The organism is Cupriavidus phytohabitans (genome assembly GCF_000426345.1).
Taxonomy (GTDB): Bacteria; Pseudomonadota; Gammaproteobacteria; order Burkholderiales; family Burkholderiaceae; genus Cupriavidus.
In genome coordinates this window covers 99,110-125,019 of record NZ_AUFE01000014.1, presented here as the reverse complement: position 1 = coordinate 125,019, position 25,910 = coordinate 99,110, and the positions used below count along the sequence as shown (strand labels likewise).

The following is a 25,910-nucleotide window of genomic DNA, read 5'->3' as shown; positions in this document are numbered from 1 at the left end:
GCCCGGGCCATGGCTTTAGTGCCGGCAGTGCCTCTTTGCTAGAATGCCGCCGAGTATAACGGACCCGTCCTCAATGAGCCTGCTGCTGCCCTCCTCGTCCCCTGCCGCGTCTCCCAGCGCGTCGATCGCCGCGCCTGCACGCCTGCTCCGCCCGCTCCGCCCGCTCCATTTGCATCAGGCACTGGCCGCCGCGGCAGTCCTGGCGCTTGCCGCCGCGCTGGCCGGCCCCGCGCAGGCCCAGCAAGGACCGCTGTCGCTGCCCGCGCCCACGTCGCCGGTGGATGGCATCCGCTCGACCGATCCGGGCATGACCCAGGCCCAGCAGGCGGCCAACGCACGCCGCTATGACGAAGCCATCAAGGGTTTCGACCGCGTGATCGCGGCCAATCCGCGCAACGCCCAGGCCCGCTTCCAGCGCGCCTGGGCGCTGGCGCAGTCCGGGCGCGAGGACGCCGCCATCCAGGCCTTCACGGAAATGGCCGCGGACTTTCCCGAACTGCCCGAGCCCCACAACAACCTGGCACTGCTCTATGCCAAGCGCGGCGACCTGAAGCGCGCCGAGGCCGAACTGCTGCTGGCCACCGAGGTCAAGCCGGCCTTTGCCATCGCCTATACCAACCTGGGCGATGTCTACCGCCGCCTGGCCGAGCAGGCCTACGCCGAGGCGCTGCGCCGCAATCCGGCCGATACCCGCGCCAGCGCCGGCCTGCGCCAGTTGCGCCCGGAGGCAGCCACCGGCACGCCGGCGGTGACGGGCCCGAGCGGAACAACCGCCGCGCCGGCCGGCACCCGCAAGCCGGCCCCGGCACAGCGCCCGGCCCCGGCCAGCGCCCCGGCAGCAAACTGACGCCCCTGCCAAGAATGTCCGGGCGCGCTGGCGTCCGGGCCGTTTGCATAACGACTTACCGGAGTTCCACCCATGATCCGTTCCCGTCGCATCGCCCTGGCCGCGCTGACCGCAGGCGCACTCGCGTTGTCGTCGTTCAGCGCGCTGGCGCAGCAGAAGGCCGCCGAGCGCGTCCAGTTCGTCACCAGCGCTGGCCAGTTCACGGTCGAGCTGTACCCGGACGTGGCGCCCAAGACCGTGGCCAATTTCCTGGAATACGTGAAGAGCGGCTTTTATAGCGGCACTATCTTCCATCGCGTGATCAACGGCTTCATGGTGCAGGGCGGCGGCTTCGACCGCGACATGAAGGAAAAGCCCACGCGCGCGCCGATCCCGCTGGAAGCCCGCGGCGGCCTGAAGAACAAGGCCGGCACGCTCGCCATGGCACGCACCAGCAACCCCGATTCGGCCACCGCGCAGTTCTTCGTCAATGTGGTGGATAATCCGAATCTCGACTACCCGCAGCCGGACGGCAACGGCTACGCAGTCTTCGGCAAGGTGGTGGAAGGCATGGACACGATCGACAAGATCAGGAGCGTGCCGACCACGGCCTACGGCCCCATGCGCAATGTGCCGGCCTCGCCGATCGTGATCGAGTCGGCCACTGTCGTCAAATAACACACCGTACAGAGGAAACCATGTCCAAGGTCCAGCTCCATACCAACCAGGGTGTCATCACCATCGAACTCGACGCCGAGAAGGCACCGAAATCGGTCGAGAACTTCCTGTCGTACGTCCGCAAGGGCCACTATGACAACACCATCTTCCACCGCGTGATCAAGAATTTCATGATCCAGGGTGGCGGCTTCGAGCCCGGCATGAAGCAAAAGGGCACCGACGCGCCGATCGAGAACGAGGCCGGCAACGGCCTGAAGAACGACCGCTACACCGTGGCCATGGCACGCACCAACGCGCCCCACTCGGCCACCGCGCAGTTCTTCATCAACGTGGTCGACAACGACTTCCTGAACTTCACCTCGCCGACGCCGCAGGGCTTCGGCTACGCCGTGTTCGGCAAGGTGGTGGAAGGCACCGACGTGGTCGACCAGATCAAGGGCGTGCGCACCGGCAGCTCGGGCTTCCACCAGGACGTGCCGCTGGAAGACGTGGTGATCGAGAAGGCCACCGTCGTCGAATAATCGTCGCGTAATCGTCGCGTATTCGTCGAATAAGCGTCGAGCAAGCCATGCACCCTGATTGCGGCTACGCGCGCCCGGCCCTGCCGGCACCTGCTTCCCGACTCCGCGCATGACCGCAATCCCCCGCACGCCGGTGGCCGGTCCCCTCGAGGTACAGGCGCCGGCGTGGTTCATTTCGGACCTGCATCTCACGCCCGGCATGCCACGCACGCTGGCGGCCTTCGAGCGCACGCTCGAGCGCGCCGCGCACGGCGCGCGCACGCTGTTTATCCTGGGCGATTTCTTTGAATTCTGGATCGGCGACGAGGAAACCGACTCGCCGTTCGCGCAACGCGTGGCCGGCGCCCTGCGCGCGCTGGCCGCGCGCGGCGTTGCCGTCTACCTGATGCACGGCAACCGCGATTTCCTGCTGGGCGAGCACTTTGCCGCGGCCGCCGGCGCGCGGTTGCTGCCCGACCCGACGGTGATCGATTGCGCAGGCCAGCGCGTGGTACTCAGCCACGGCGACATGCTGTGCATCGACGACGAGCGCTATAACCGTTTCCGCCGCTGGACCCGCAAGGGTTGGGTGCAGCGGCTGTTCCTGGCGCTGCCGCTGCGTACGCGGCTGTCGATTGCACGCAAACTGCGCGCGGACAGCGAAGGCAACCGCGCGCGGCAAGCCGCCGAGGGCAACGGCGCACCGATGGTCTACGGCGACGTGGCGCCCGCTGCCGCGGCCGAACTCTTCGGCATGGCCGAGGCCAGGCTGATGGTGCATGGCCACACCCATCGCCCGGCGCGCCACGAACACGCTGCGGGCGTGCGCTGGGTGCTGACCGACTGGGACCTGGACAGCCGCCATCCGCGCGCTGCCGTGCTGCAGCTCGACGGCGGCGGGTTCCGACTGCTGCCGCAGACCGACTGAAATCGCGCAAAAAAGAAAACGGCCGTTACCGGCCGCCTTCTTCGCTTATTTCATCAGCTTGCGCAACTCGCTCGCATCGAAGCGGTCATTCGGCGTGTTCTCCAGGTGCTCACCCAGCCGGTCCAGCGCGGCCAGCACGGACTCGATGCGCTCATGCTGGCGCGCGGCATTATCGATCAGGCTCTTGAGCGCCAGCGACACCGGATCGTCCGCGTTCGGCGTGATGCCGTAGGCGGAGAACTCCTGCTTGGCGCCCTGCTGCTCCGCCGGCGCATCGGGCAGGATGATGCGCGCCGGCACGCCCACCGCGGTCGCGCCCGGCGGCACCGGCTTGAGCACCACGGCGTTCGAACCCACGCGCGCACCGTCGCCCACCACGAAGCCGCCCAGCACCTTGGCGCCCGCGCTCACGACCACGTTGGCGCCCAGCGTCGGATGCCGCTTCTGGCCCTTGTACAGCGAGGTGCCGCCCAGCGTCACGCCCTGATAGATGGTGCAGTCGTCGCCAATCTCGGCGGTCTCGCCGATCACCACGCCCATGCCGTGGTCGATAAACACCCTGCGCCCCAGCTTCACCGCCGGATGGATCTCGATGCCGGTCAGGAAGCGCGACCAGTGCGAGATCCAGCGTCCCAGCCAATGGAAGCCTCCGTTCCAGCACGCGTGCGCAAAGCGGTGGAAGACCACGGCATGCAGGCCGGGGTAGCAGGTCAGGACTTCCAGGCGGCTGCGCGCGGCGGGATCGCGCAGCATGATCGTGTCGATATCTTCCTTAAGGCGAGAGAACATCTTGGTCGTGTCGTATTGCCGCGCCGTGCGCCGCGCCACGCAAGGCTTGCGCCCGGGGCGGGGTCGCCGGCGAGGTCGGTGGCCGGTGGGGACAGGATCAGGGAGTGTAAGTGATTTGCGGCCGGCGTTCTGGCGCCGGCCATTGGCCCCGGATCCGTCAGGGATTTTGCAGCGGCATTGCGGCGATCAACATCGCCCCGGCGTGCGCCAACCCGCCGCGACGGGCCGACGGCGTGCGCGCTTGCCACGTACGCCTGCGTCGTCCGTTCTCGGAATGCTGCGGGTTGCTGCCACTGTGCTTCTCTCCAGTTACGCCTTGCGGTCCGGCTGGCCCTGCGCCATCAGCATATGCTTGGCGATGCCGCGCAGGATGTTGACTTCCTCGCGCTCCAGCCCGCTGCGTGCCAGCAGCCGGCGCAGCCGCGGCATCAGCTTGCGCGGATTAGCGGGATCGAGAAAGCCGATCGCTTCCAGGCCTGCCTGCAGGTGCCCGAACATGGCCTCGACCTGCTCCGCTGTCGCCGGTTCACCAGCATAGCCGATATTGGCGCCCGCGTCCGCCGCCTCAGCGGCAGGCGGAACTGCATCGAGCAGTGCCAGCCGCATCTCGTAGGCGATCAGTTGCACCGCCTGTGCCAGGTTGAGCGAGGCATAGGCGGGGTTGGCGGGGATATGCGTGAGCGCCGCGCAGCGCTCGACCACTTCGTTGGGCAGCCCATAGCGCTCATTGCCAAAGACAAAGGCAATGTCGCCGCTGCCGGCCAGTGTCTGGCAGGCGCGCGCCGCGGCGGCGCGCGGCAGCAGCCGGGGCGGCCCGAACTCACGTTGGCGCGCGGTCATGGCCACGGTCAGCGCCGCGCCGGCCAGGGCCGCGTCGATCTGGTCGACGATGACGGCGCCTGCCAGCACATCGTCGGCGCCGCTGGCCATGGCGATGGCCTCGGCATGGGCCAGGACCCCGGGTTCGCGCGGCGAGACCAGCACCAGGCTGCCGAAGCCCATGGTCTTGATCGCCCGCGCGACCGAGCCGACGTTGCCCGGGTGGCTGGTCTCGACCAGCACGAAGCGCACGCGGCCGAAGGCATCCGGCCCTGCACCGGTTGCGTGTGGCGCATCAGGCCCGCCCGCGGGGCGGCTCGTATCATTTGCCGGGTTCATATACAATTCGGGGTTCTTCTCTGGCGCGGCGCCAGGTCAGGGCGTGCCCGCGAGACATTCGCGGCACATTCAGTACCCAGACCGGCGACGCCCTGCGTTCTTCTACAATCCGTTGTGTTGTCAGCTGCCCATGAGTGGGTGCGCGGTGCCATGGCGCCCGCCGCATCTTCATGGCCGGCCTGGAGAGATTCATGCATCCGATGCTCAATATCGCCGTCAAGGCGGCCCGCAAGGCGGGTTCCATCATCAACCGCGCGTCGCTCGACGTCGATCTGGTGCGCGTCTCGCGCAAGCAACACAACGATTTCGTTACCGAGGTCGACCGCGCCGCCGAAGCCGCGATCATCGAGGTCATCCGCACCGCCTACCCGGAACACGCCATTCTAGCGGAAGAGTCCGGCCAGTCCTGGGCCGAGGGCGAAGACGCCCACGAATACACCTGGGTTATCGACCCGCTCGACGGCACCACCAACTTCATCCACGGCTTCCCGCAGTACGCGGTCTCGATCGCCCAGCTGCACCGCGGCACGCCCGTGCAGGCCGTGGTCTACGACCCGACCCGCGACGAACTGTTCACCGCCAGCAAGGGCGCCGGCGCCTTCCTGAATAACCGCCGTATCCGCGTGACCCGCCGCGACAAGCTGGCCGACTGCCTGATCGGCACCGGCTTCCCGTTCCGCGACCTGGAAGGCGTGGACGAATACCTCGAGGTCTTCTCGCTGATGACGCGCAGCTGCGCCGGCCTGCGCCGCCCGGGCGCCGCCGCGCTGGACCTGGCCTATGTCGCCTGCGGCCGCCTGGACGGCTTCTTCGAGCGCGGCCTGAAGCCGTGGGACATGGCCGCCGGCATGCTGCTGATCACCGAATCGGGCGGCCTGGTCGGCAACTACAACGGCGAGCCGCGCCAGATGGAGCAAGGCGAAGTGCTGGCGGGCAACCCCAAGGCCTTTGCCCAGATGGTGCGCCTGCTGTCGCCGTACTCGCTAGACAACGCCAAACCGGCCACTGCCTGAGTCCGTGGCATGGCCTGATGGCCATCGCCTGCACAAACGCCCGCCGCGCCCAGGCGGGCGTTTTGCTTTCCGGCCACGGCGCTTGCCGGCGCGCAGAGATTTTTCGCATATTTCCCGCCACCCCGGCCGACCATGATCCCCATCAAGGTCGCGCCGCCCTGCCCTCCCCAGAATGAATCCATGCGCCACGCCCCGTGCGCGCGGATCAAGCCGAGGAGAGCCCGCATGTTTCCCGAATACCGCGACCAGATCTCGCTCCTGAAGACGCAGGACGCCCACTTCGCCCGCCTGTTCCATCGCCACAATGCGCTGGACCAGGAGATCCACAACATGGAGTCCGGCCTGGTGCCGGCCTCGGGCTTCGAGATCGAGCGGCTGAAAAAGGAGAAGCTGCAGATCAAGGACCAGCTCTACCAGATCCTGCGCCAGCGTATGGCCTGAACGGAGGAGCACTGCACATGACCGACCGCGACACGCCGGCCGCCCATGCCCCTGCGCAGCCCCATGCCCGCCCTGCCGCGCGCGGCGATGTGCTGCCGACCAACACGGCCCTGTCGGCCGAACGCAATGAAATCAGCAACGCCGTCGATGCCGCCGTGCAGGTGGCGGCCAGCAGCATGCAGGACATCCTCGCCAGCCGCGCCGGCCAGGGTGCCAGCATGCTCGACGCCATGCGCACGCTGCTCGACGGCCTGGCGCCCGATGAGGCCGCGCAGTTGCGCAGCCTTATCCTGGAAGGCGATCCCGGCGCCTGGCAAGCGGGCCGCCGGCGGCAGCCCGACGATGAACTCGCGGCCGGCTGGCGCGACGGCGCCTACCCTTACCAGAACCTCATGTCGCGCCGCAATTACGAAAAGCAGAAATACCGGCTGCAGGTCGAGCTGCTCAAGTTCCAGGCCTGGGTGCGCGAGACCGGGCAGCGCGTCGTGATCCTGTTCGAAGGCCGCGATGCCGCCGGCAAGGGCGGCACCATCAAACGCTTCATGGAACACATGAACCCGCGCGGCGCCCGTGTGGTGGCACTTGAAAAACCGACAGAATCCGAACGAGGCCAGTGGTATTTTCAGCGCTACGTGCAGCACCTGCCGGCCGCCGGTGAAATCGTGCTGTTCGACCGCTCCTGGTACAACCGCGCCGGCGTTGAATATGTGATGGGCTTCTGCTCCTCGCGTGAGTACCAGGACTTCCTGCAACAGGCCCCGGAGTTCGAGCGCCACCTGGTGCGCAGCGGCATCCACCTGTTCAAGTTCTGGTTCTCGGTCAGCCAGAAAGAGCAACGCCGCCGCTTCCGCGAGCGCGAGATCCACCCGCTCAAGCAGTGGAAGCTCAGCCCGGTCGACATAGCATCGCTCGACAAATGGGAAGAGTACACACGCGCCAAGGAGGCGATGTTCGCGCATACCGACACCGCCGACGCGCCGTGGACGGTGATCCGGTCGGACTGCAAGAAGCGCGCGCGGCTCAATGCGCTGCGCTACATCCTGTCGCGCTTTCCCTATGCCAACCGGGACACCGCCGCCATCGGCCCGGCCGATCCGCTGATCGTCGGACGCGCGCTGGCCAACTGACTCCCAGGCGGCAACGCAGGACGCCGCCTTGTTCCTTTCGCCTCTTTCGCCTCACCCACCAGAAAAGGACCCTATGTTCAAGCACATCCTGCTCCCCGTCGACGGCTCCGAGCTTTCGCACAAGGCCGTTTCCGCCGCCATCCAGTTTGCCCGCACCGCCGCGGCACGGCTCACGCCGTATATGTGCGTGGAGAGCTATCCGTATGTGCTGTCCAGCGACAGCTCGCACGAAAAGCGCGAGGTGTACCAGCAGCGCGTGGAAGCCCAAGCGCGCCAGGAACTCGCCAAGGTCGAAGCCGCGGCGGCGCTGGCGGGGGTGCCGTGCACCGGCCACGTCTCCAGCGCTTCGGTGCCATACCAGGGCATCATCCATGCCGCCGGAGAACTCGGCTGCGACGTCATCTTCATGGCCTCGCACGGTCGCAGGGGACTCAGCGGGCTGCTGCTGGGCAGCGAAACGCAGAAAGTGCTGACCCATAGCGACATCCCTGTGCTGGTGTTCCGCTAATCCGGGGCCGGCACAGCGGTCGGCGGCACGTCGGCGGCGTGCACCGTGCTGTACCATATCGCCATATTCGAGAACGCCCCTTCGTGCCGCGGCCACAGGCCGCCGGACCCGCGCCCGGCCGCCCCCGCGGGGGCGCTTTTCCGCGACACGCAAGGCGGCGCTCCGAGCGGATCGGGCGGCACAACGCAGGCCCACCGCCAGACAGGCTAAATGGCAATGGGATTGCAGAAGAAAACCGACCCTGAACAGGCACAGGCAGACGCCGCAGGCAGCCGCCACACGCCAATGATGCAGCAGTACCTTCGCATCAAGGCAGACCACCCCGACACCCTGCTGTTCTATCGCATGGGTGACTTCTACGAGCTGTTCCACGACGACGCCGAGAAGGCCGCGCGCCTGCTCGAGATCACGCTGACGGCGCGCGGCGCCTCGAATGGCGTGCCAATCCGGATGGCCGGCATTCCCTTCCATTCGGCGGACCAGTACCTGGCCCGGCTGGTGAAGCTGGGCGAGTCGGTGGCGATCTGCGAGCAGATCGGCGATCCCGCCACTAGCAAGGGGCCGGTGGAACGCAAGGTGGTACGCATCGTCACGCCGGGCACGCTGACCGACGCGGCGCTGCTGCCGGACAAGGTCGACACCTTCCTGATGGCGGTGCACCAGCAGACCACGCGCCGCGGCATCAGCAAGACCGGGCTGGCGTGGCTGAACCTTGCCAGCGGCGAGCTGCGCCTGATGGAGTGCGAGGTGGCGCAACTGGGCCGCGAGCTTGAGCGCATCCGCCCGGCCGAACTGCTCCATGCCGACGGCATCGACCTGCCGGCGCTGGCTTGCGCGCGCACGCGCCTGCCCGAATGGCATTTCGACCAGGATGCCGGCGCGCGCCGCCTGCGCGAGCAGCTTGGCGTGGCCAGCCTCGATCCGTTTGGCTGTGCCGGGCTTGGCGCGGCGATCGGCGCCGCCGGCGCGCTGCTGAACTACGCGGCCACCACGCAAGGCCAGTCGCTGCGCCATGTGCAGGGCCTGAAGGTCGAACGCGAGTCGGAATACATCGGCCTGGATTCGGCCACGCGCCGCAACCTCGAACTGACCGAGACGCTGCGCGGCGGCGAGTCGCCGACGCTGTTCTCGCTGCTGGATACCTGCTGCACCACGATGGGCAGCCGCGCACTGCGCCACTGGCTGCATCATCCGCTGCGCGACCCGGCCGTGCCGCAGGCGCGGCAACAGGCCATCGGCGTGCTGATCGACCAGGGCACCGATTCGCTGCGTGCCGCGCTGCGCCGGCTGGCCGACGTCGAGCGCATCACCTCGCGCCTGGCGCTGCTGAGCGCGCGCCCGCGCGACCTGTCCTCGCTGCGCGACACGTTGCGTGCGCTGCCCGACGTGCAGGCCTGCATCCGCGACGGGCAGGACAGCGCGCTGCTGGCGCAGACGCAGCAGGATCTGGCCGTACCGCAGGCGTCCCTGGACCTGCTGGTGCGCGCGGTCGCCGAAGAACCCGCCACCGTGGTGCGCGACGGCGGCGTGATCGCGCGCGGCTACGACACCGAGCTGGACGAGCTGCGCGATATCTCCGAGAACTGCGGCCAGTTCCTGATCGACCTGGAAGCGCGCGAACGCACGCGCACCGGCATTGCCAACCTGCGCGTCGAGTTCAACCGCGTGCATGGCTTCTATATCGAGGTAACCAACGGCCAGGCCGACAAGGTGCCCGACGACTACCGCCGCCGCCAGACGCTGAAGAATGCCGAGCGCTATATCACGCCCGAGCTGAAGTCGTTCGAGGACAAGGCGCTGTCGGCGCAGGACCGCGCGCTCGCGCGCGAGAAGCAGCTCTACGACGGCCTGCTGCAGGCGCTGCTGCCGCATATCGGCGAGCTGCAGCGCGTAGCCGGCGCGCTGGCGCGCCTCGATGTGCTGGCGGCGCTGGCCGAGCGCGCGCAGACGCTGGACTGGTCCGCGCCCGAGCGCGTGCCCGAGAATGTGGTCGACATCGTACAGGGCCGCCACCCGGTCGTGGAAGGCCAGCTGGCAGCGGAATCGGTGGCGTTTATCGCCAACGACTGCCAGCTCAACGAAGCGCGCAAGCTGCTGCTGATCACCGGCCCCAACATGGGCGGCAAGTCGACCTTCATGCGCCAGACCGCGCTGATCGTGCTGCTGGCCTGCGTGGGCGCCTACGTGCCGGCGCGGCGCGCCGTGATCGGCCCGATCGACCGTATCTTTACCCGCATCGGCGCAGCCGACGACCTGGCGGGCGGGCGCTCCACCTTCATGGTGGAAATGACCGAAGCGGCCGGCATCCTGCACCACGCCACGCCGTCTTCACTGGTGCTGATGGACGAGATCGGCCGCGGCACTTCCACCTTCGACGGGCTGGCGCTGGCGTGGGCGATCGCGCGCCACCTGCTGTCGCACAACCGCAGCCATACGCTGTTCGCGACGCACTATTTCGAGCTGACGCAGTTGCCGCAGGAGTTTCCGCAGGCCGCCAATGTGCACCTGTCCGCGGTCGAGCACGGCGACGGGATCGTGTTCCTGCATGCGGTGCAGGATGGCCCCGCAAGCCAGAGCTATGGCCTGCAGGTGGCGCAGCTGGCTGGCGTGCCGCAGCCGGTGATCCGCGCCGCGCGCAAGCACCTGGCATGGCTGGAGCAGCAGTCGGCTGATGCCACGCCGACCCCGCAGCTCGACCTGTTCGCCGCGCCGACGGTGCCGGACACCGATGACGACGAGGGCGATGAGAACGAGGGCAACGGCCTTGCCTCGGCCTCGCCGCAGGCAGCCGCACTGGCACCGGAGCATGCCGCGCTGATCGACACGCTGGCCGACCTGGACCCGGACAGCCTGACGCCGCGTGCCGCGCTCGATGCGCTGTACCGGCTCAAGGCGCTTGCAGGCGAGGCGGTCGGCACGGCATGAACGCCAGGCGCCGGCACGCTATCCGGATCCTCGCCGCGGCCTTGCTGCTGTGCGCGGCCAGCACCGCATGGCCGGCACCCGCCGGCCGCGGGGGCAAGGCCTCGCCCAAACCGAAGGTGATGCACGTCGCGCTGATCGCCGACCTGCCGCAATGGCCTGCCGCCGAAGCCAACGCGACGGCACTGCTCGACAGCTTTGCAGAACGCAAGCTCGACCTGGTGATCCACGCCGGCGGCATCAAGGGCGATACCGAATCCTGCAGCGACGCCATCCTGACAAGCCGCCAGCAGTTGCTCGCCCAGTCGCCGTTGCCGCTGCTCTACGTGCCGGGCGAGACCGACTGGGCCGAATGCCGGCTGCCGGTCAACGGAAAATTCGACTCGGTCGAGCGGCTGAACCGCCTGCGCGAGCTGTTCTTCCCTGAGGATGCCACGCTGGGCCAGCGTCCGCGGCCGGTGGTGCGGCAGTCCGACCAGGCCCTGTTCCGCACCTTCCGCGAGAACGCCCGCCTCACGCTGGGCGACATCCTGTTCGTCGGCCTGAACGTGCCGGGAGACAACAACCACTACCGCAACGAGGGCGGGCGCAACAGCGAGTTCGAAGACCGGCGCGAGGCCAACCGCCAGTGGCTGGCTCGCGCGTTTTCGCTGGCACGGCAGCGCGACATGAATGGCATCGTCGTGATTGCCCATGCCGACCCGCACTTCGCCAACGGCTGGGAGAAGAAAGGCCGCCCGACGCTGCTGGACGGCTTCATGCGCCATCGCACGCGCGACGGCTACCTGGAGTTCAAGCGCCAGCTGCGCGACCTGAGCGCGCGCTTTCCCGGCCACGTACTGCTGGTGCATGCGGGCGAGAGCGGCTTCGGCATCGACAAGCCGCTGCGCGACAGCGCCGGCAAGGTGCTGCAGAATTTCACGCGGGTCTCGCTGCCGAACAATACGGTGGCGCAATGGACTGAGCTGGTGATCACGCCGAACGCGGCGGCGCCGTTCTCGGTTTCCCTCAAGGACGCGCCGACCACCCCCTGAGCCGCTGTGTTAAATCCATGAAAACGCCCATGAAAAAAGCCGGCAAAGCCGGCTTCCTTCATGGGCCACGGAGGGCACGGGATCAGTGCAGCGTGCGCGGGGTATCGTCGTCCTCGTCCTCGTCCACCACCTCGATGCCCGAGGCGCCGTGGGCGTGGCCGTGTTCGATTTCCTCGGCGGTGGCCTCGCGCACTTCGGAAACCTTCAGCCAGAAGCGCAACGCCATGCCAGCCAGCGGGTGGTTGCCGTCCAGCACCACCTTGTCTTCGGCAACGTCGGTCACTGTGTAGATGACGGAGTCTTCTTCATCGCCGTCCTCGGGCATGCCTTCGAACTGCATGCCGACTTCCAGCGGCTCGGGGAAGCGGTCACGCGGCTCGACCTTGACCAGCTCGGCATCGTAATCGCCAAAGGCGTCTTCGGGTTCGAGCTGCAACTGGGTCTCGAAGCCGGTGTCATGGCCGTCGAGCGCTTCCTCGATCTTGGGGAACGTGCCATCATACCCGCCGTGCAAATAGACCATGGCTTCATCTGACTCCTCGATCAGATTGCCTTGCGCGTCCGACAGCTTGTACATCACGGACACTACCGTGTTCTTAGCGATTTTCAATTCTTGACTCCATGAACGATTCCGCATTATACGCGCAGGCCCTGCCCCCTGGCCCCGTCGATCCAGACACTCCGCTCGACCTGCTTGGTGGCATGACGCCGGCTGCATTCATGCGGGATGTCTGGCACCGCAAGCCACTGCTGATTCGACAGGCGGTACCCGGAATCGTGCCGCCTGTGTCGCGCGATGCGCTTTTCGACCTTGCCGATCGCGACGAAGTCGAATCGCGCCTGGTGACGCACTTCCGCAATCGCTGGAAGCTCGAACATGGTCCATTTGCGCGCGAAAACCTCCCTGCCGTCAAGACCCGCCAGTGGACTTTGCTGGTGCAGGGGGTGAACCTGCACGATGCCGCCGCCGCGGAGCTGATGGGCCGCTTCCGCTTCGTGCCCGACGCGCGCCTGGACGACCTGATGATCAGCTACGCGTCCGACGGCGGCGGCGTGGGCCCGCACTTCGATTCCTACGACGTGTTTCTGCTGCAAGTCTCGGGCCGGCGCCGCTGGCGCATCTCGTCGGGGACCAGCCTGGAACTGGTCCCCGACATGCCGCTCAAGATCCTTGCCGATTTCAGCGCCGAGGAGGAATGGGTGCTGGAGCCCGGCGACATGCTGTACCTGCCGCCGCAATACGCCCACGATGGCGTGGCCGAAGGCGAATGCATGACCTGCTCGATCGGCTTCCGTGCACCGGCCTACCGTGAACTGGCGGGTCACTTCCTGGCGTGGCTCTCCGAGACGGTGGAGGACAACGAAGACCTGAGCGGGCGTTACGCCGATGCCGGCGAACGTGCGGCAACGAAGCCCGCGCAACTGCCCGCCGGCATGGCCAAGGCAGTGACCGAGCGCCTCAAGGCACTGCAATGGAATGCGCAGATGGTGTCGGAATTTCTTGGCTCTCATCTGTCCGAACCAAAGCCCGGGGTCGAATTCGCCGAGATATCCGACCTGCCGCAGCGCCGTTATGAGAAACTTGCGGCCCAGCATGGCGTCGTTCTTGCGTCCGCCTCGATTGCGCTTTACGACCGGAACAATTTCTTCCTCAATGGGGAAGCCTACGAGCCGCCGGCCGAATTGATGCCTTGGCTGAAGAAACTGGCCGATAATCGCCACCTTAGTGGCAAAGATGTTGCGGCATGCGCCGGTTTGCCTGACCTGATGGAGACTTTTCATCACTGGACGCAGGAGGGATGGCTACAATTGGGACCCCGGTGTAATAATGCGTAACATTGCAATTCAGTAAATTTCGGCGCTACACAAGCCGGGAAAACGCGGATATAATCGTTGGCTGGCTAGTACTGTGGACCACTGCATATGTCGGCACCCGGGAGGGCCTCTATTTTGCAGTTCAAGAGCGATAATTACCGGTAATTATTCATCGCCTGTTTTCCGTTATTACAAGTTAAAGGACGAACAATGAAGAAGTCTCTCCTGATCGCATCGCTGCTGGCCGCTGTTGCTCTCGCCGCTTGCGGCAAGAAGGAAGAACCGGCTGCTCCGGCCGCTGACACGGCTGCTCCGGCTGCCGCCGCTCCGGCTGCTGAAGCTTCGGCTCCGGCTGCTGAAGCCCCGGCTGCTGCCGCTGCTGACGCTTCGGCCCCGGCTGCTGAAGCCTCGGCTCCGGCTGCTGACGCTTCGGCTCCGGCCGCCAAGCAGTAATCGGTTTCGACCGATAAAAAAACCGGCCTTCGGGCCGGTTTTTTTATTGGGCGCCGCAAGGCGCGACGTGCGCGTTTCAGGCACGCACCGCTTGCCAGTCCAGCCCCATTTCCTGATCGGCTACCAGCACTTCCGACGGCAACGCGCCCAGCGCCGCAGCCAGCGCACCCGTGGCCAGTTCACGCGTGTTGTTCTGCTTGCTCAGGTGCGCCGCCACGACGCGATGCAGACCGGCATGCGCGACCTGCCCCAGGATGCTCGCCGCCACTTCGTTGGCCAAATGACCGAAGTCACCGCCAATCCGCCGCTTCAGCGACGCCGGGTAGATCGAGTTGCGCAGCATCTCGCGGTCGTGATTGCACTCCAGCACCAGCGCATCGACACCTGACAGGCGCGCCGTCACATAGGGCGTTTCCATGCCCGCGTCGGTCAGCACGCCCAGGCGCGACTGCCCATCTGACAGCACGAACTGCAGCGGCTCGCGCGCGTCATGCGGAACCGTGTAAGGCATCACCTGGATGCCGCCAATGGCAAAGCCGTGGTCCGCGCCGCAGACGCGCACGTCCGCAACGTCGGCGCCGCGCATATGCGAAGTCGCCAGCCAGGTGCCGTGACTGGTGTAGACCGCCAGCCGGTGCCGTGCCGCAAAGGCGTAGGCCGAGCCGACATGATCGCCATGCTCGTGCGTGACCAGCACGGCGTCGAGCTGGTCGGGCGTGACGCCAAGCCGCTCCAGGCGCCGCGCGGTCTCGCGGATGCCGAAGCCGCAGTCAAGCAGCACGCGCGTGGTGGTGGTGTCTTCGCGGGATTCGATCAGCAGCGAGTTGCCCTCGCTGCCGCTGCCGAGGAAGGCGAAGCGCATCATGGCCGCGCCCTCCCCGCCGTGCAGTTGGCAGGCCGGCCAGGACGGCCGGTGGTTGAGCCGGTCACCGCCGGCTCAGTGCAGTTGCTCGTCGAGCAGGGACAGGATGCGCTTGCCGATTTCGCCGTTCTCCGGCTGGCCGGCATCGTTGAGCACCGTCACCAGCGTGCCGCTGCCGGTGCCCTTGAGCGCCACGCGGTATTTCTTGGCGGTCTTGGGATCATCCGGCTTGGTGAACAGCTTGGAGAAGAAGCCACGGTTGTCGACATTGGTGCGCGGATCGACGTAGCGCACGTAGTACAGGCCCTGGGCCCGGTCGCGGTCTTCGATGGTAAAGTTGACGCGATCCAGCGACAGGCCCACCGAGCGCCAGGCGCGATCGAACGGCTCCGGCAGCTGCAGCGCCGGGGCGCCATTGACCTGGGCCAGATAGGACTTCTGCACAGCACCGCCGGCTGCGGCAGCCGTGGTGCCCGCGGCGCCAGCCGCGGTCGCGTCGGCCGCCGCCGCGTTGTTGCCAGCCTGAGCCGGGTTCTTGGCCATGCGGTCGGCCTGCTCCTTCTGCACGCCGAGGCGTTGCGCCAGGCGCGACAGGAATTCGGCCTCCAGCTCGGGATCGGCCGGACGCGGGGTCCAGACGGTGCTGGACTTGTCGATGCCGGTCAGTTGCTCCTGCGCGCCACGGTGGCTGATGAACACTTCCATCGTCCCGTTCTGCGCGCGCTCGACGCGGGTGCGGAACTTGTCGCGCTCGGAGGTCGAGTACAGGCCGTCGAACACCTTGCCGATGGTATTGCGGATGATGTCCTGCGGGATCTTGGCGCGGTTCTCGGCCCAGTCGGTTTCCATGATGCCGGTCTCGGGCGAGTCCTGCACCAGCAGGAAACCGCTTTCCTGCCAGAAGCCGCGCAGTTGCTGCCACAGCTGGTCGCCGCGCATGCCGTTGCTGATCACCAGCCAGCGCGTGTTGCCGTCGCGCTCCATGCGAATGCCCTGCGCCGAGGGCAGTACGTTCTCGGTCGGGGATTGCTCGCGCACCTTGGTCGCCTGGCTGTAGGTCGACAGCGTCGAAGTGCCGTTGGCATCGGGCACCGAGTAGCGGCGATCGCCCTCCAGCTTGGTCAGGTCCGGCGGGATGTCCAGCGTAGGCGTGCGCTTCGACGCCGACGACTTGTAGTCGATCTTGTCGGGCTGCATCGCTTCGTTGATGCTGCTGCAGCCGGTGATCACGCCCGCGGCCAGCACGGGCACAACCAGGGCGGCGCGGCGGACTTGCGTCGCGCCGCGGCGGTTAAGCTTCGATTTCATTGACACGCAATCCTAGTTGAGGGAGCGACAGCAAGACGCCGCGGTAAATCAGGCCAGCAGGCCGGCGGCGGCCAGTGCCTTGCGTACGGTTTCGTGGTTGGATTCCGACAGCGGGGTCAGCGGCAGGCGGATGCCGCCGGCCATCTTGCCCATCTGCTGCAGGGCCCACTTCACCGGGATCGGATTGGCTTCGACGAACATGGCCTTGTTCAGTCCGATCAGTTCCATGTGCAGGCGGCGCGCGGTGACGACGTCGCCCTTCAGTGCCGCCGCGCACATCTCGTGCATCTTGCGCGGGGCCACGTTCGCGGTGACCGAGATATTGCCCTTGCCGCCCAGCAGGATCAGCGCGACCGCGGTGGGATCGTCGCCGCTGTAGATGGCAAAGCTTTCCGGCGCGTCGTTGATCAGCTGCGCGGCCCGGTCGATATTGCCCGTGGCTTCCTTGACGCCGACGATGCCCGGCACCTGCGCCAGGCGCAGGATGGTGTCGTTGCTCATGTCGGCAACGGTGCGGCCCGGCACGTTGTACAGCAGCACCGGCAGCTCCACCGCTTCCGCGATGGTGCGGAAATGGCGGTACATGCCTTCCTGGGTCGGCTTGTTGTAGTACGGCACGACCTGCAGCGATGCATCGGCACCCACCTTCTTGGCGAAGGCGGTCAGTTCGATGGCCTCCTTGGTGGAGTTGCCGCCGGTGCCCGCGATGATCGGGATGCGCTTGCCGGCCTGCTCCACGGCCACGCGGATCAGCTCGCAGTGCTCCTCGACGGAAACCGTCGGGGATTCACCGGTCGTGCCGACGATCACGATGGCGTCGGTACCCTCGGCGACGTGCCAGTCGACCAGTGCGCGCAGGGCCGGGAAGTCCAGGCTTCCGTCCTCATGCATCGGGGTGACGATGGCGACGATGCTGCCGGTAATCTGTGTCATAAGTTAAGGAATTCGGGATGCGAATAACGGGATTGTACCGGAACCTCAGGCGGCTTCGACCACCGGCGGGAAGCTGGTTGATTCGGGGTTGATACCAACTGTTTCAACGTGTGCAGCGGCATTCTCGCCGACAGCGCACACGCGCTTTCAGGGGTCCAGGCGGTAGCGTGCCGGGGTGGCCGCATCCGGCGTTGCGGCAGCCTCGCGCACCGCACACAGGCGCTGCAAGAAGGCCGTTTTCGGCACTTCCTGCACGCCGTCTTCATAAGCGATGACGCGCAGGCCGTGCGTGCGCGCCACGTCGAGCAATTCCCCGTGGCGCAGCAGAAAATCGGGCCGCGAGGGCTTGCCGACGGTCTCGTTGCCTGCCGCGAAGGTCTCATAGAGCCACACTCCACCCGGCGCCAGTGCCGCGGCCAGGTGCGGCCACAGCGGCCGGTGCAGGTAGTTGGTGACGACGATGGCATCGAACGGCGCCTCGTCGGCCAGCGGCCAGGCACCGTGCTCCAGGTCAGCCACGCGGCCGGTCACGCCGGACGGCAACGCGGCAATGGCACTGGCATCGCGGTCAACGGCCAGCACCGCATGGCCGCGCGCGGCCAGCCAGGCGGCATGGCGGCCGCTGCCACAGGCAAGATCGAGCACGCGGGCACCGGGGCGCAGCAGGTGCGCCCAACGGGTGACCCACGCGGACGGTGCGGACAGGCCGGCATGCGCAGCGGCTTGGACGTCGATCATGGCGCCCCCGTCAGTGCAGCAGCAGCATGATCGGGCGCAGCATCAGCTCGATCAGCGACATCAGGACGTTAACCACCGGGGTCATCCAGATGGTGGTGATCACCCCAGCGGCGACCAGCGCCAGCACCACGAAAATGCCGTACGGCTCGATCCTGGACACCGCGCGCGCCACGCCCTGCGGCAGCAGCGCGGTCAGCACGCGGCCGCCGTCCAGCGGCGGCACCGGGAACAGGTTGAAGGCAGCCACCACCAGGTTGACGCGAACACCCGCCAGCGCCATTTCGCCAAAGAACGGTTCGCGCACCCCGCCCCAGGTCAGGCCAATCGCCAGCAGCACCCAGGCGAAGGCCTGCACCACATTGCTGGCCGGGCCTGCCAGGGCCACCCACATGCCATGCCAGCGCGGATTGCGCAGGCGCTCGAACACCACCGGCACCGGCTTGGCGTAGCCAAATACGAACTGGCCGCTGGTCATGATGTAGAGCAGCAGTGGCACCGCGATGGTGCCGATCGGGTCGATATGGCGGATCGGGTTCAGGCTGACGCGCCCGAGCGAATAGGCCGTGTTGTCGCCAAACACCTTGGCCACATAACCGTGCGACGCCTCGTGCAGCGTGATGGCGAGCAGCACCGGCAGGGCATAGACCGCGAAGGTCTGGATAAGGGAGGAATCCATGACGGCTATTGTAACGGGCCGCCGGCTTGCCAGGCGCACGGCGGCGCACCTGTGGCGGCGGCGCAGCGCCCGCTCAGAGGCCGAAAAGCGAGATATCGCCGCGGCCGGCTCGCACCAGTTCGGGCTCGCCACCGGTGAGGTCGATCACCGTGGTCGGCTGCGCCGGCGCCGGGCCGCCGCAGACCACCAGGTCGAGTTGTTTTTCCAGCCGGGTGCGGATTTCCGCCGGGTCGTTGAGCGGCTCGTCGTCGCCGGGCATCTGCAGCGTGGCCGTGATCAGCGGCTCGCCGGTCTCGCCCAGCAGCGCCAGCGGGATGGCGTGGTCGGGCACGCGCATGCCGATGGTCTTGCGCGCCGGGTGCGACAGGCGCCGCGGCACTTCCTTGGTGGCTTCCAGGATAAAGACGTATGGCCCGGGCGTGGCGCCCTTGATCCAGCGGTACTGACGGTTGTCGACGCGGGCGAAGTTGCCCAGCTCGGACAGATCTCGGCACATCAGCGTCAGGTGGTGGCGATCGTCGATGCCGCGCAGCCGGCGCAGGCGCTCGACCGCGTGCTTGTCGTCGAGCTGGCAGGCGAGCGCGTAGCTGGAATCGGTCGGCAGCGCGATCAGTCCGCCCTTCTGCAGGATCTGCGCGGCCTGCTTGATCAGGCGCGACTGCGGGTTGAGCGGATGGATCTCGAAGTACTGGGACATGCAGGACGCCTTTCGTTTGGCTGGCGGGTTACCAGTCGTGCCAGACCGGCGTGACCGTGGACGGCAGCGGCGGCAGCGTGCCGAGCTCGACCCGGCCTTCGCCGGGTCCGTGGAAATCCGAGCCGCGCGAGGCCAGCAGCCCATAGTGGCGCGCCACCTCGGCATAGCGGCGGTACTGGTCCGGCGTGTGGCTGCCGGTCACGACCTCGACGGCGCCGCCGCCGAGCGACTTGAACTCGTCGAACAGGGCATCGTGCTGGGTGTCGGTGTAGTGGTAGCGGCCGGGATGCGCCATCACGGCGATGCCGCCGGCGGTGCGGATCCAGCCGACCGCCTCGGCCAGGCTGGCCCAGCGGTGGCCGACAAAACCGGGCCGGCCTTCCGACAGGTATTCGCTGAACACGTCGCCGATGGTTGCGCAGTGGCCCTGGTCAACCAGCCAGCGCGCGAAATGGGTGCGCGAGATCAGGTCGGGATTGCCTACGTACTTCAGCGCGCCTGCATAGGCACCCTCGATGCCGACCTTGGCCAGCGCCTCGCCGATGTCGCGCGCACGCCGGGCGCGCCCGGTACGGGTATTGGTCAGGCCATCGATCAGATCGGGGCAGAACGGGTCGATCTGCAGGCCGACGATATGCACGGTCTGCCCGGCCCAGGTCACCGAGATCTCCACGCCCGGCACGTAGCGCATGCCGAATTCCTCGGCCGCCGCGCGCGCCGCGGCTTGCCCGCCGACCTCGTCGTGGTCGGTCAGCGCCCAGTACGCAACGCCCGCATCGCGCGCGAGTTCAGCCACCGCGCGGGGCGACAGCGTGCCATCGGACACGGTGGAGTGGCAGTGCAGGTCGGCGTTGATGGCGTGGGCGTTTTGCATGAGGCTCATTCTACTCCGGTCGCCTTCGCCTGCGTGGCGCCGGTGGCGTGCCGGAGGTGGTCTGGCGCCCATGGCAAAGCCCTGCCGGCAACGCTGGCGTCGCCGGAAAACGGGCTGGCGCGGGGTATAGTCAGGTTTTGCACCATCTTCCACGGGCCGTCCGTGCCCGCCGTGCCCACCATGTCTACCGACGCCACCACCGCCACCACCGCGACCACGCCCGCCGTCACCACCACTGACGTCCTGATCGTGGGCGCCGGCCCGGTCGGGCTATTCGCCGCCTTCCAGGCCGGCGTGCTCGGCCTCAAATGTGAGCTGATCGACGTGCTCGACCGCGCCGGAGGCCAGTGCACCGAGCTGTATCCCGAAAAGCCGATCTATGACATCCCGGCCGTGCCCGGCTGCCTGGCGCAGGAACTGGTGGACCGGCTGCTGGAGCAATGCGCGCCGTTCGCCTTCCCGATGCATTTCGGCCAGCGCGCCGAAAGCGTGTCCGAAATCCCCGGCGCTCCAGCGCAGGACGGCCATCCCGCCAACCAGCGCATGCTGGTTACCACCGATGGCGGCAAGCGCTTCGATATCGCAGCGGTGCTGGTCTGCTCCGGCGCGGGCGCGTTCGCGCCGCAGCGCGTTGCCCTGCCGGAAGCCGCGGCGCTGGAAGATCGGCACGTGCACTACGCCGTGCGCGATGTATCGCGCTTTGCCGGCAAGCGGGTGATCGTCGCCGGCGGCGGCGACTCGGCGCTGGACTGGGCGCTGGCGCTGCGCAAGGTGGCAGCTCGCGTGACGCTGCTGCACCGGCGCGAGGGCTTCCGGGCGGCCGATGGCACCGTGGCCGAGATGCGCGCCGCGGTGGCGGCCGGCGAGATGGATTTCGTGGTCGGCATGCTGGGCGCCCTTCGCACCGACGGCGATGCACTGGCCGAAGTGGAAGTGCGCACCCGCGACGGCAGCCAGCTGCTGCCCGCCGATGAGCTGGTGGCGCTGTACGGCCTGGTGTCCGAGCCCGGCCCGATCGCGCAATGGGACATGGACATGCGCGCCGGCCGCATCCTGGTCGACACCACCACGTATGAAAGCTCGCGCCGGGGCATCTTTGCCGCAGGCGATATCGCCTTCTACCCCAACAAGCAGAAGCTGATCCTGTCAGGCTTCCATGAAGCCGCCCTGGCGCTGCGCAAGGCGTATCACTATGCCTTCCCGGAGAAGGCGCTGGTGCATGTGCACACCAGCAACAACGCCGCATTGAAGGAAAAGCTCACCCACGCCTGAAAACGGGCGTCGCACTACCGGCAAAACACTACCGGCAGAACGACTCGACCAGCTCGGCCACCGCGGCCGGCTGGTCGTGATGCAGCATGTGTCCGGCGTCATCGATCACGGCCTCGCGGAAATCGCGGAAAGCGCGGAAGCGCTCCTTGAATTCGTCGATGCTCTGCTTGTGGGCAATATTGCGCAGCGTCTCGGAATCGCGCGCCTCGACATGCAGCACCGGCGCGCTGACCTGTTCCCAGATCGCCATCACTTCATCGAGCCGGTACAGCATCGGATTGACCAGCTTGTGCGCCGGGTCACCCAGGATTTCCCAGCGGCCGTCGGCATTCCGGCGCGACCAGTGCGCGGCCAGGAACGCGGCGCGGTCATCGGGCAAACGCGGGTTGGTCTTCTGCAGGCGCGCGGCCACGCCGTCGACGCTGTCGTAGGTCCTCAGCTCGCCGCCAATGCGCAACTCGTCAAGCCAGCGCGCATAGCGCCTGGGGGCATGCACCGGCCGCGTCGCCGTCATGCCGAAGCCTTCCAGGTCCACCACGCGGCGCACGCGTTCGGGGCGGATGCCGGCATACAGGCAGATCACGTTGGCGCCCATGCTGTGGCCGACCAGGTCGACCTGCCCATCCGGCTGGTAGTGCTCGAGCAGCGCCTCCAGGTCGGCGATGTAGTCGGGAAACCAGTACGACTGCGTGCCGGGATAGCGCGAGGGCCAGTCGGTCTCGCCAAAGCCGCGCCAGTCGGGTGCGATGACGTGCCAGTCGCCGTGCAGGTGGTCGACCAGGAACTGGAATGACGCGGCCACGTCCATCCAGCCATGCAGCATGAACAGCTTGCGCGCACCGGGCTTGCCCCAGTGCCGCACGTGGTAGCGCAGCCCGCGCAACGTGATAAATTCAGACCGCGAGGTTTCCTTGATTGTCATTGTCTCCACCCTTGCGTCAGGTCTTCCGGCCGCGTAGGCTGGCGGAAGCCTCGACAAAATAGAACGATCGTTCGCTTGCGGGCATTATAGCGGCCAGAGCCATTTGCAGCTTGCCGCGCCAGGCGAACTGCCAGCAGACCTCTAGGAGACCTTGGATGGCCGCAGCTGCCTTGCCGGCAAGCCGGCGCGACGACTACCACGCGCTGTACGAATCCTTCCGCTGGGAAATCCCCCCGAATTTCAACATTGCCGAAGCCTGCTGCGGCCGCTGGGCGCGGGATCCGGCAACCATGGACCGCATCGCCGTCTATACCGAGCACGAGGATGGCCGGCGCAACGCGCATACCTTTGCCTACATCCAGGCCGAGGCAAACCGGCTCTCGGCGGCGCTGCGCGAACTGGGCGTGGCGCGCGGCGACCGCGTGGCAATCGTGATGCCGCAGCGGATCGAGACCGTGATCGCACATATGGCGATCTACCAGCTGGGCGCGATCGCGATGCCGCTGTCGATGCTGTTCGGGCCGGAGGCGCTGGCCTACCGCATCGCGCACAGCGAAGCCAGCGTGGCGATTGCCGATGAAACCTCGATCGACAACGTGCTCGCCGCGCGCCCGGAATGCCCGGCGCTGGGCACCGTGATCGCCGCCGGCGATGCGCACGGCCGCGGCGACCACGACTGGGACGTGCTGCTGGCCGCGCAGCTGCCCGCCTTCATCGCCGACGAGGCCAAGGCTGACGAGGCCGCGGTGCTGATCTACACCAGCGGCACCACCGGCCCGCCCAAGGGCGCGCTGATCCCGCACCGCGCGCTGGTCGGCAACCTCACTGGCTTTGTCTGCTCGCAGAACTGGTACCCGCAGGACGACGACGTGTTCTGGAGCCCGGCCGACTGGGCCTGGACCGGCGGGCTGTGGGATGCGCTGATGCCGGCGCTGTACTTCGGCAAGCCCATCGTCGGCTACCAGGGCCGCTTCTCCGCCGAGCGTGCCTTCGAACTGCTGGAGCGCTACGCCGTCACCAACACCTTCCTGTTCCCGACCGCACTCAAGCAGATGATGAAGACCTGCCCCGAGCCGCGGCAGCGCTATCACATCAGGCTGCGCGCCTTGATGAGCGCCGGTGAAGCGGTTGGCGAGACCGTGTTCGGCTGGTGCCGCGATGCGCTCGGCGTGATCGTCAACGAGATGTTCGGCCAGACCGAGATCAACTACATCGTCGGCAACTGCACCGCGCAGAATGACGAGGAGCGCCTGGGCTGGCCGGCACGGCCCGGCTCGATGGGACGTCCCTACCCCGGCCATCGCGTGCAGGTGATCGACGATGAAGGCCGCCCCTGCGCGCCGGGCGAGGACGGCGAGGTCGCGGTCTGCGCCACCGATAGCGCCGGACATCCGGACCCGGTGTTCTTCCTCGGCTACTGGAAGAACGAGGCGGCGACCGCGGCCAAGTACGTCGAGCGCGACGGCCTGCGCTGGTGCCGCACCGGCGATCTCGCGCGCGTCGATGTCGACGGCTACCTGTGGTATCAGGGCCGCGCCGACGATGTGTTCAAGTCCTCGGGCTATCGCATCGGGCCGAGCGAGATCGAGAACTGCCTGCTCAAGCATCCCGCGGTCTCCAACTGCGCGGTGGTGCCTTCGCCCGATCCCGAGCGCGGCGCGGTGGTCAAGGCCTTCGTGGTGCTGACGCCGGCGGTGGCGCGCTCGTTCGACGGCGACGCGGCGCTGGTGGCTGAACTGCAGGCGCACGTGCGCGGACAGCTGGCGCCGTACGAGTATCCGAAGGCGATCGAGTTCATCGACCAGTTGCCGATGACGACCACCGGGAAGATACAGCGGCGGGTGCTGCGGTTGCTGGAGGAAGAGCGGGCGGCGCAGCGCGCTTAGCCTTGCGCGCCCGAGGACCGGCGCTAGCCGGCTGACGCCTCCAGCCACGCCAGTTCATCCTCGTCAAACCCGGCCGCGCGCCGCGCATCGAGGTTGAACGGCCCGCGCAGCTTTGGCGCACCGTACTGCTGCGCCAGCTGCGCATAGGTAGCCACCGGATCCAGCCCGCGCTGCGCGCATAGCCACCGATACCAGTGGTTGCCGATCGCCACGTGGCCGACTTCATCGCGCAGGATGATGTCGATGATGTCCGCGGCGGCATGGTCGCCCACATTGGCCAGCTTGGCCCGCACCGGCGGCGAGGCATCCAGCCCGCGCGCCTCCAGCGTGCGCGGCACCAGCGCCATGCGCGCCAGCACGTCGCCGGCTGTCTTGCCGGTCATCTCCCACAGGCTGTTGTGGGCCGGAAAATCGCCGTAGGCGGCACCCAGCGTGCCGAGATGGTCGGCCAGCAGCGTGAAGTGCAGCGCTTCCTCATCCGCCACGCGCAGCCAGTCGCGGTAGTAGCCGGGCGGCATGCCGGCAAAGCGCCATGCCGCGTCCAGCGCAAGGTTGATGGCGTTGAATTCGATATGGCACAGCGCGTGGATCATTGCCGCGCGCCCGGCAGGGGTATGCAGCGAGCGGCGCCGTTCGACGTCCTGCGGCGCCACCAGCACCGGCCGCTCCGGACGTCCAGGGATGATCTGGCCCTCGCCGGCATCGATCGGCTCGTCCGCACGCAGCGCCGCATCGGACAGCGCCATGGCATCGCGGTACAAGGCCCGTGCGGCGCCAGCCTTTTCGCGCGGATCGGTCATGCACAGCACCGCCAGCGCACGATGGCGTGGCGAAAGTGACGGATCAGGCGACGTGGCGACGGGAGTTTTTTCTGGCATGGGCGTAAAATCCGGACTGCCGCCATTGTAGGGCCTCGCCGGCACCCACCCACGTGCCTGGCCAAGCAGTTCCCCACAGCCCCACCGACTCTTTAAAGTCCGGCGGCAACCCCCATTTCAACATAAGCCTTTCGTGCAGGAGACCTCATGGCGCTTTACCAGCTCGGCGACGTCAAGCCCAATATCGACAGCGAAGCCTACGTGGCCCCGGAAGCCACGGTCATTGGCAACGTGACCCTCAAGTCCCGCGCCAGCGCCTGGCCCGGTGTCGTGATCCGCGGCGACAACGAGCCGATCGTGGTGGGGCATGACACCAATATCCAGGAGGGCTCGGTACTGCACACCGACCCCGGCTGCCCGCTGACCCTGGGCGACAAGGTCTCGATCGGCCACCAGGCCATGCTGCACGGCTGCACCGTCGGCGAAGGCTCGCTGATCGGCATCCAGGCCGTGGTGCTGAACCGTGCCGTGATCGGCAAGGAATGCCTGGTCGGCGCCGGCGCCGTGGTCACCGAGGGCAAGGTCTTCCCGGACCGCTCGCTGATCCTGGGCGCGCCGGCCAAGGTGGTGCGGCAGCTGACCGACGAGGACGTCGCCAACCTGTACCGCAACGCCGAGACCTACGCCGCGCGGCAGGCCATGTACAAGCAACAGCTCAAGCGGATCGGCTGA

Annotated in this window: 27 protein-coding genes; 15 read left to right on the top strand and 12 right to left on the bottom strand. The window is 67.4% G+C overall.

What is annotated here, in order from left to right; all coding sequences use genetic code 11:
• Window positions 1-73 precede the first annotated feature (73 nt).
• From K309_RS0113500 to K309_RS0113485, 4 genes are all read left to right on the top strand, one after another.
• Entirely contained in the window at window positions 74-847 is a 774-nt protein-coding gene (locus K309_RS0113500; RefSeq protein ID WP_029046923.1) for a tetratricopeptide repeat protein, read from the top strand.
• A 72-nt stretch (window positions 848-919) separates the two neighbouring features.
• Complete coding sequence (locus K309_RS0113495; RefSeq protein ID WP_029046922.1) at window positions 920-1,504, top strand: peptidylprolyl isomerase; 585 nt, start codon at window positions 920-922, stop codon at window positions 1,502-1,504.
• A 20-nt stretch (window positions 1,505-1,524) separates the two neighbouring features.
• Window positions 1,525-2,025, top strand: a complete 501-nt coding sequence (locus tag K309_RS0113490; RefSeq protein WP_029046921.1) for a peptidylprolyl isomerase — start codon at window positions 1,525-1,527, stop codon at window positions 2,023-2,025.
• A gap of 109 nt (window positions 2,026-2,134) precedes the next feature.
• Window positions 2,135-2,932 (top strand): UDP-2,3-diacylglucosamine diphosphatase, encoded by a 798-nt coding sequence (locus tag K309_RS0113485; protein ID WP_029046920.1) that lies wholly within the window; start codon window positions 2,135-2,137, stop codon window positions 2,930-2,932.
• A gap of 45 nt (window positions 2,933-2,977) precedes the next feature.
• On the opposite strand, the gene cysE is transcribed toward K309_RS0113485, so the two are convergent.
• The gene (gene cysE, locus K309_RS0113480; protein ID WP_029046919.1) at window positions 2,978-3,721 is read right to left on the bottom strand and encodes a serine O-acetyltransferase; all 744 of its coding nucleotides are present in this window, start codon (window positions 3,719-3,721) and stop codon (window positions 2,978-2,980) included.
• A gap of 309 nt (window positions 3,722-4,030) precedes the next feature.
• Window positions 4,031-4,879, bottom strand: coding sequence for an RNA methyltransferase (locus K309_RS0113475; protein WP_029046918.1), 849 nt, complete (start codon window positions 4,877-4,879; stop codon window positions 4,031-4,033).
• Window positions 4,880-5,070: 191 nt separating this feature from the next.
• Here K309_RS0113475 and K309_RS0113470 point away from each other — a divergent pair, with 191 nt between their 5' ends.
• The 6 genes from K309_RS0113470 to K309_RS0113445 all read left to right on the top strand — a co-directional run bounded on the left by K309_RS0113470 (window position 5,071) and on the right by K309_RS0113445 (window position 11,924).
• Window positions 5,071-5,892, top strand: coding sequence for an inositol monophosphatase family protein (locus tag K309_RS0113470; RefSeq protein ID WP_029046917.1), 822 nt, complete (start codon window positions 5,071-5,073; stop codon window positions 5,890-5,892).
• 225 nt (window positions 5,893-6,117) lie between these two features.
• Window positions 6,118-6,333: an HP1242/YdcH family protein gene (locus K309_RS0113465; RefSeq protein WP_029046916.1), complete on the top strand. Its 216-nt coding sequence runs from the start codon at window positions 6,118-6,120 to the stop codon at window positions 6,331-6,333.
• A 17-nt stretch (window positions 6,334-6,350) separates the two neighbouring features.
• The gene (ppk2, locus tag K309_RS0113460; protein WP_035877377.1) at window positions 6,351-7,460 is read left to right on the top strand and encodes a polyphosphate kinase 2; all 1,110 of its coding nucleotides are present in this window, start codon (window positions 6,351-6,353) and stop codon (window positions 7,458-7,460) included.
• Between the two features lie 73 nt (window positions 7,461-7,533).
• On the top strand, window positions 7,534-7,968 hold the full coding sequence (locus K309_RS0113455) for a universal stress protein (RefSeq protein ID WP_029046914.1): 435 nt from the start codon (window positions 7,534-7,536) through the stop codon (window positions 7,966-7,968).
• A 216-nt stretch (window positions 7,969-8,184) separates the two neighbouring features.
• Window positions 8,185-10,893, top strand: a complete 2,709-nt coding sequence (gene mutS, locus K309_RS0113450; protein WP_035877376.1) for a DNA mismatch repair protein MutS — start codon at window positions 8,185-8,187, stop codon at window positions 10,891-10,893.
• Window positions 10,890-11,924, top strand: coding sequence for a metallophosphoesterase (locus tag K309_RS0113445; protein WP_029046912.1), 1,035 nt, complete (start codon window positions 10,890-10,892; stop codon window positions 11,922-11,924). The genes mutS and K309_RS0113445 overlap by 4 nt, the downstream gene beginning before the upstream one ends.
• Before the next feature lie 82 nt (window positions 11,925-12,006).
• On the opposite strand, the gene K309_RS0113440 is transcribed toward K309_RS0113445, so the two are convergent.
• Window positions 12,007-12,534, bottom strand: coding sequence for an FKBP-type peptidyl-prolyl cis-trans isomerase (locus K309_RS0113440; protein WP_029046911.1), 528 nt, complete (start codon window positions 12,532-12,534; stop codon window positions 12,007-12,009).
• 11 nt (window positions 12,535-12,545) lie between these two features.
• Between K309_RS0113440 and K309_RS0113435 the strand changes: the two genes are divergently transcribed.
• The gene (locus K309_RS0113435) at window positions 12,546-13,760 is read left to right on the top strand and encodes a cupin domain-containing protein (RefSeq protein ID WP_029046910.1); all 1,215 of its coding nucleotides are present in this window, start codon (window positions 12,546-12,548) and stop codon (window positions 13,758-13,760) included.
• Window positions 13,761-13,949: 189 nt separating this feature from the next.
• Entirely contained in the window at window positions 13,950-14,192 is a 243-nt protein-coding gene (locus K309_RS42915) for a hypothetical protein (RefSeq protein WP_084402413.1), read from the top strand.
• A 76-nt stretch (window positions 14,193-14,268) separates the two neighbouring features.
• Here K309_RS42915 and K309_RS0113430 read toward each other — a convergent pair whose 3' ends face one another.
• The 7 genes from K309_RS0113430 to K309_RS0113400 all read right to left on the bottom strand — a co-directional run bounded on the left by K309_RS0113430 (window position 14,269) and on the right by K309_RS0113400 (window position 20,280).
• A complete protein-coding gene (locus K309_RS0113430) occupies window positions 14,269-15,057 on the bottom strand; it encodes an MBL fold metallo-hydrolase (protein WP_029046909.1) in 789 nt (262 codons plus the stop codon).
• A gap of 72 nt (window positions 15,058-15,129) precedes the next feature.
• Window positions 15,130-16,362, bottom strand: a complete 1,233-nt coding sequence (gene bamC / locus K309_RS0113425; protein WP_029046908.1) for an NlpB/DapX family lipoprotein — start codon at window positions 16,360-16,362, stop codon at window positions 15,130-15,132.
• A gap of 48 nt (window positions 16,363-16,410) precedes the next feature.
• A complete protein-coding gene (gene dapA / locus K309_RS0113420) occupies window positions 16,411-17,295 on the bottom strand; it encodes a 4-hydroxy-tetrahydrodipicolinate synthase (RefSeq protein WP_029046907.1) in 885 nt (294 codons plus the stop codon).
• A gap of 147 nt (window positions 17,296-17,442) precedes the next feature.
• Window positions 17,443-18,033 (bottom strand): class I SAM-dependent methyltransferase, encoded by a 591-nt coding sequence (locus tag K309_RS0113415; RefSeq protein WP_029046906.1) that lies wholly within the window; start codon window positions 18,031-18,033, stop codon window positions 17,443-17,445.
• A 10-nt stretch (window positions 18,034-18,043) separates the two neighbouring features.
• Window positions 18,044-18,709, bottom strand: coding sequence for a site-2 protease family protein (locus K309_RS0113410; RefSeq protein WP_029046905.1), 666 nt, complete (start codon window positions 18,707-18,709; stop codon window positions 18,044-18,046).
• Window positions 18,710-18,782: 73 nt separating this feature from the next.
• Window positions 18,783-19,406, bottom strand: coding sequence for an L-threonylcarbamoyladenylate synthase (locus K309_RS0113405; protein WP_029046904.1), 624 nt, complete (start codon window positions 19,404-19,406; stop codon window positions 18,783-18,785).
• A 28-nt stretch (window positions 19,407-19,434) separates the two neighbouring features.
• Entirely contained in the window at window positions 19,435-20,280 is an 846-nt protein-coding gene (locus tag K309_RS0113400) for a 3',5'-nucleoside bisphosphate phosphatase (RefSeq protein ID WP_084402416.1), read from the bottom strand.
• Window positions 20,281-20,460: 180 nt separating this feature from the next.
• Here K309_RS0113400 and K309_RS0113390 point away from each other — a divergent pair, with 180 nt between their 5' ends.
• Window positions 20,461-21,552, top strand: coding sequence for an NAD(P)/FAD-dependent oxidoreductase (locus tag K309_RS0113390; RefSeq protein WP_029046902.1), 1,092 nt, complete (start codon window positions 20,461-20,463; stop codon window positions 21,550-21,552).
• A gap of 28 nt (window positions 21,553-21,580) precedes the next feature.
• On the opposite strand, the gene K309_RS0113385 is transcribed toward K309_RS0113390, so the two are convergent.
• Window positions 21,581-22,474, bottom strand: a complete 894-nt coding sequence (locus K309_RS0113385) for an alpha/beta fold hydrolase (protein WP_029046901.1) — start codon at window positions 22,472-22,474, stop codon at window positions 21,581-21,583.
• Between the two features lie 155 nt (window positions 22,475-22,629).
• Between K309_RS0113385 and K309_RS0113380 the strand changes: the two genes are divergently transcribed.
• On the top strand, window positions 22,630-24,360 hold the full coding sequence (locus K309_RS0113380) for an acetate--CoA ligase (protein WP_029046900.1): 1,731 nt from the start codon (window positions 22,630-22,632) through the stop codon (window positions 24,358-24,360).
• Between the two features lie 23 nt (window positions 24,361-24,383).
• On the opposite strand, the gene K309_RS0113375 is transcribed toward K309_RS0113380, so the two are convergent.
• Window positions 24,384-25,238: a ferritin-like domain-containing protein gene (locus K309_RS0113375; RefSeq protein ID WP_029046899.1), complete on the bottom strand. Its 855-nt coding sequence runs from the start codon at window positions 25,236-25,238 to the stop codon at window positions 24,384-24,386.
• Between the two features lie 147 nt (window positions 25,239-25,385).
• Between K309_RS0113375 and K309_RS0113370 the strand changes: the two genes are divergently transcribed.
• Window positions 25,386-25,910, top strand: coding sequence for a gamma carbonic anhydrase family protein (locus K309_RS0113370; protein WP_029046898.1), 525 nt, complete (start codon window positions 25,386-25,388; stop codon window positions 25,908-25,910).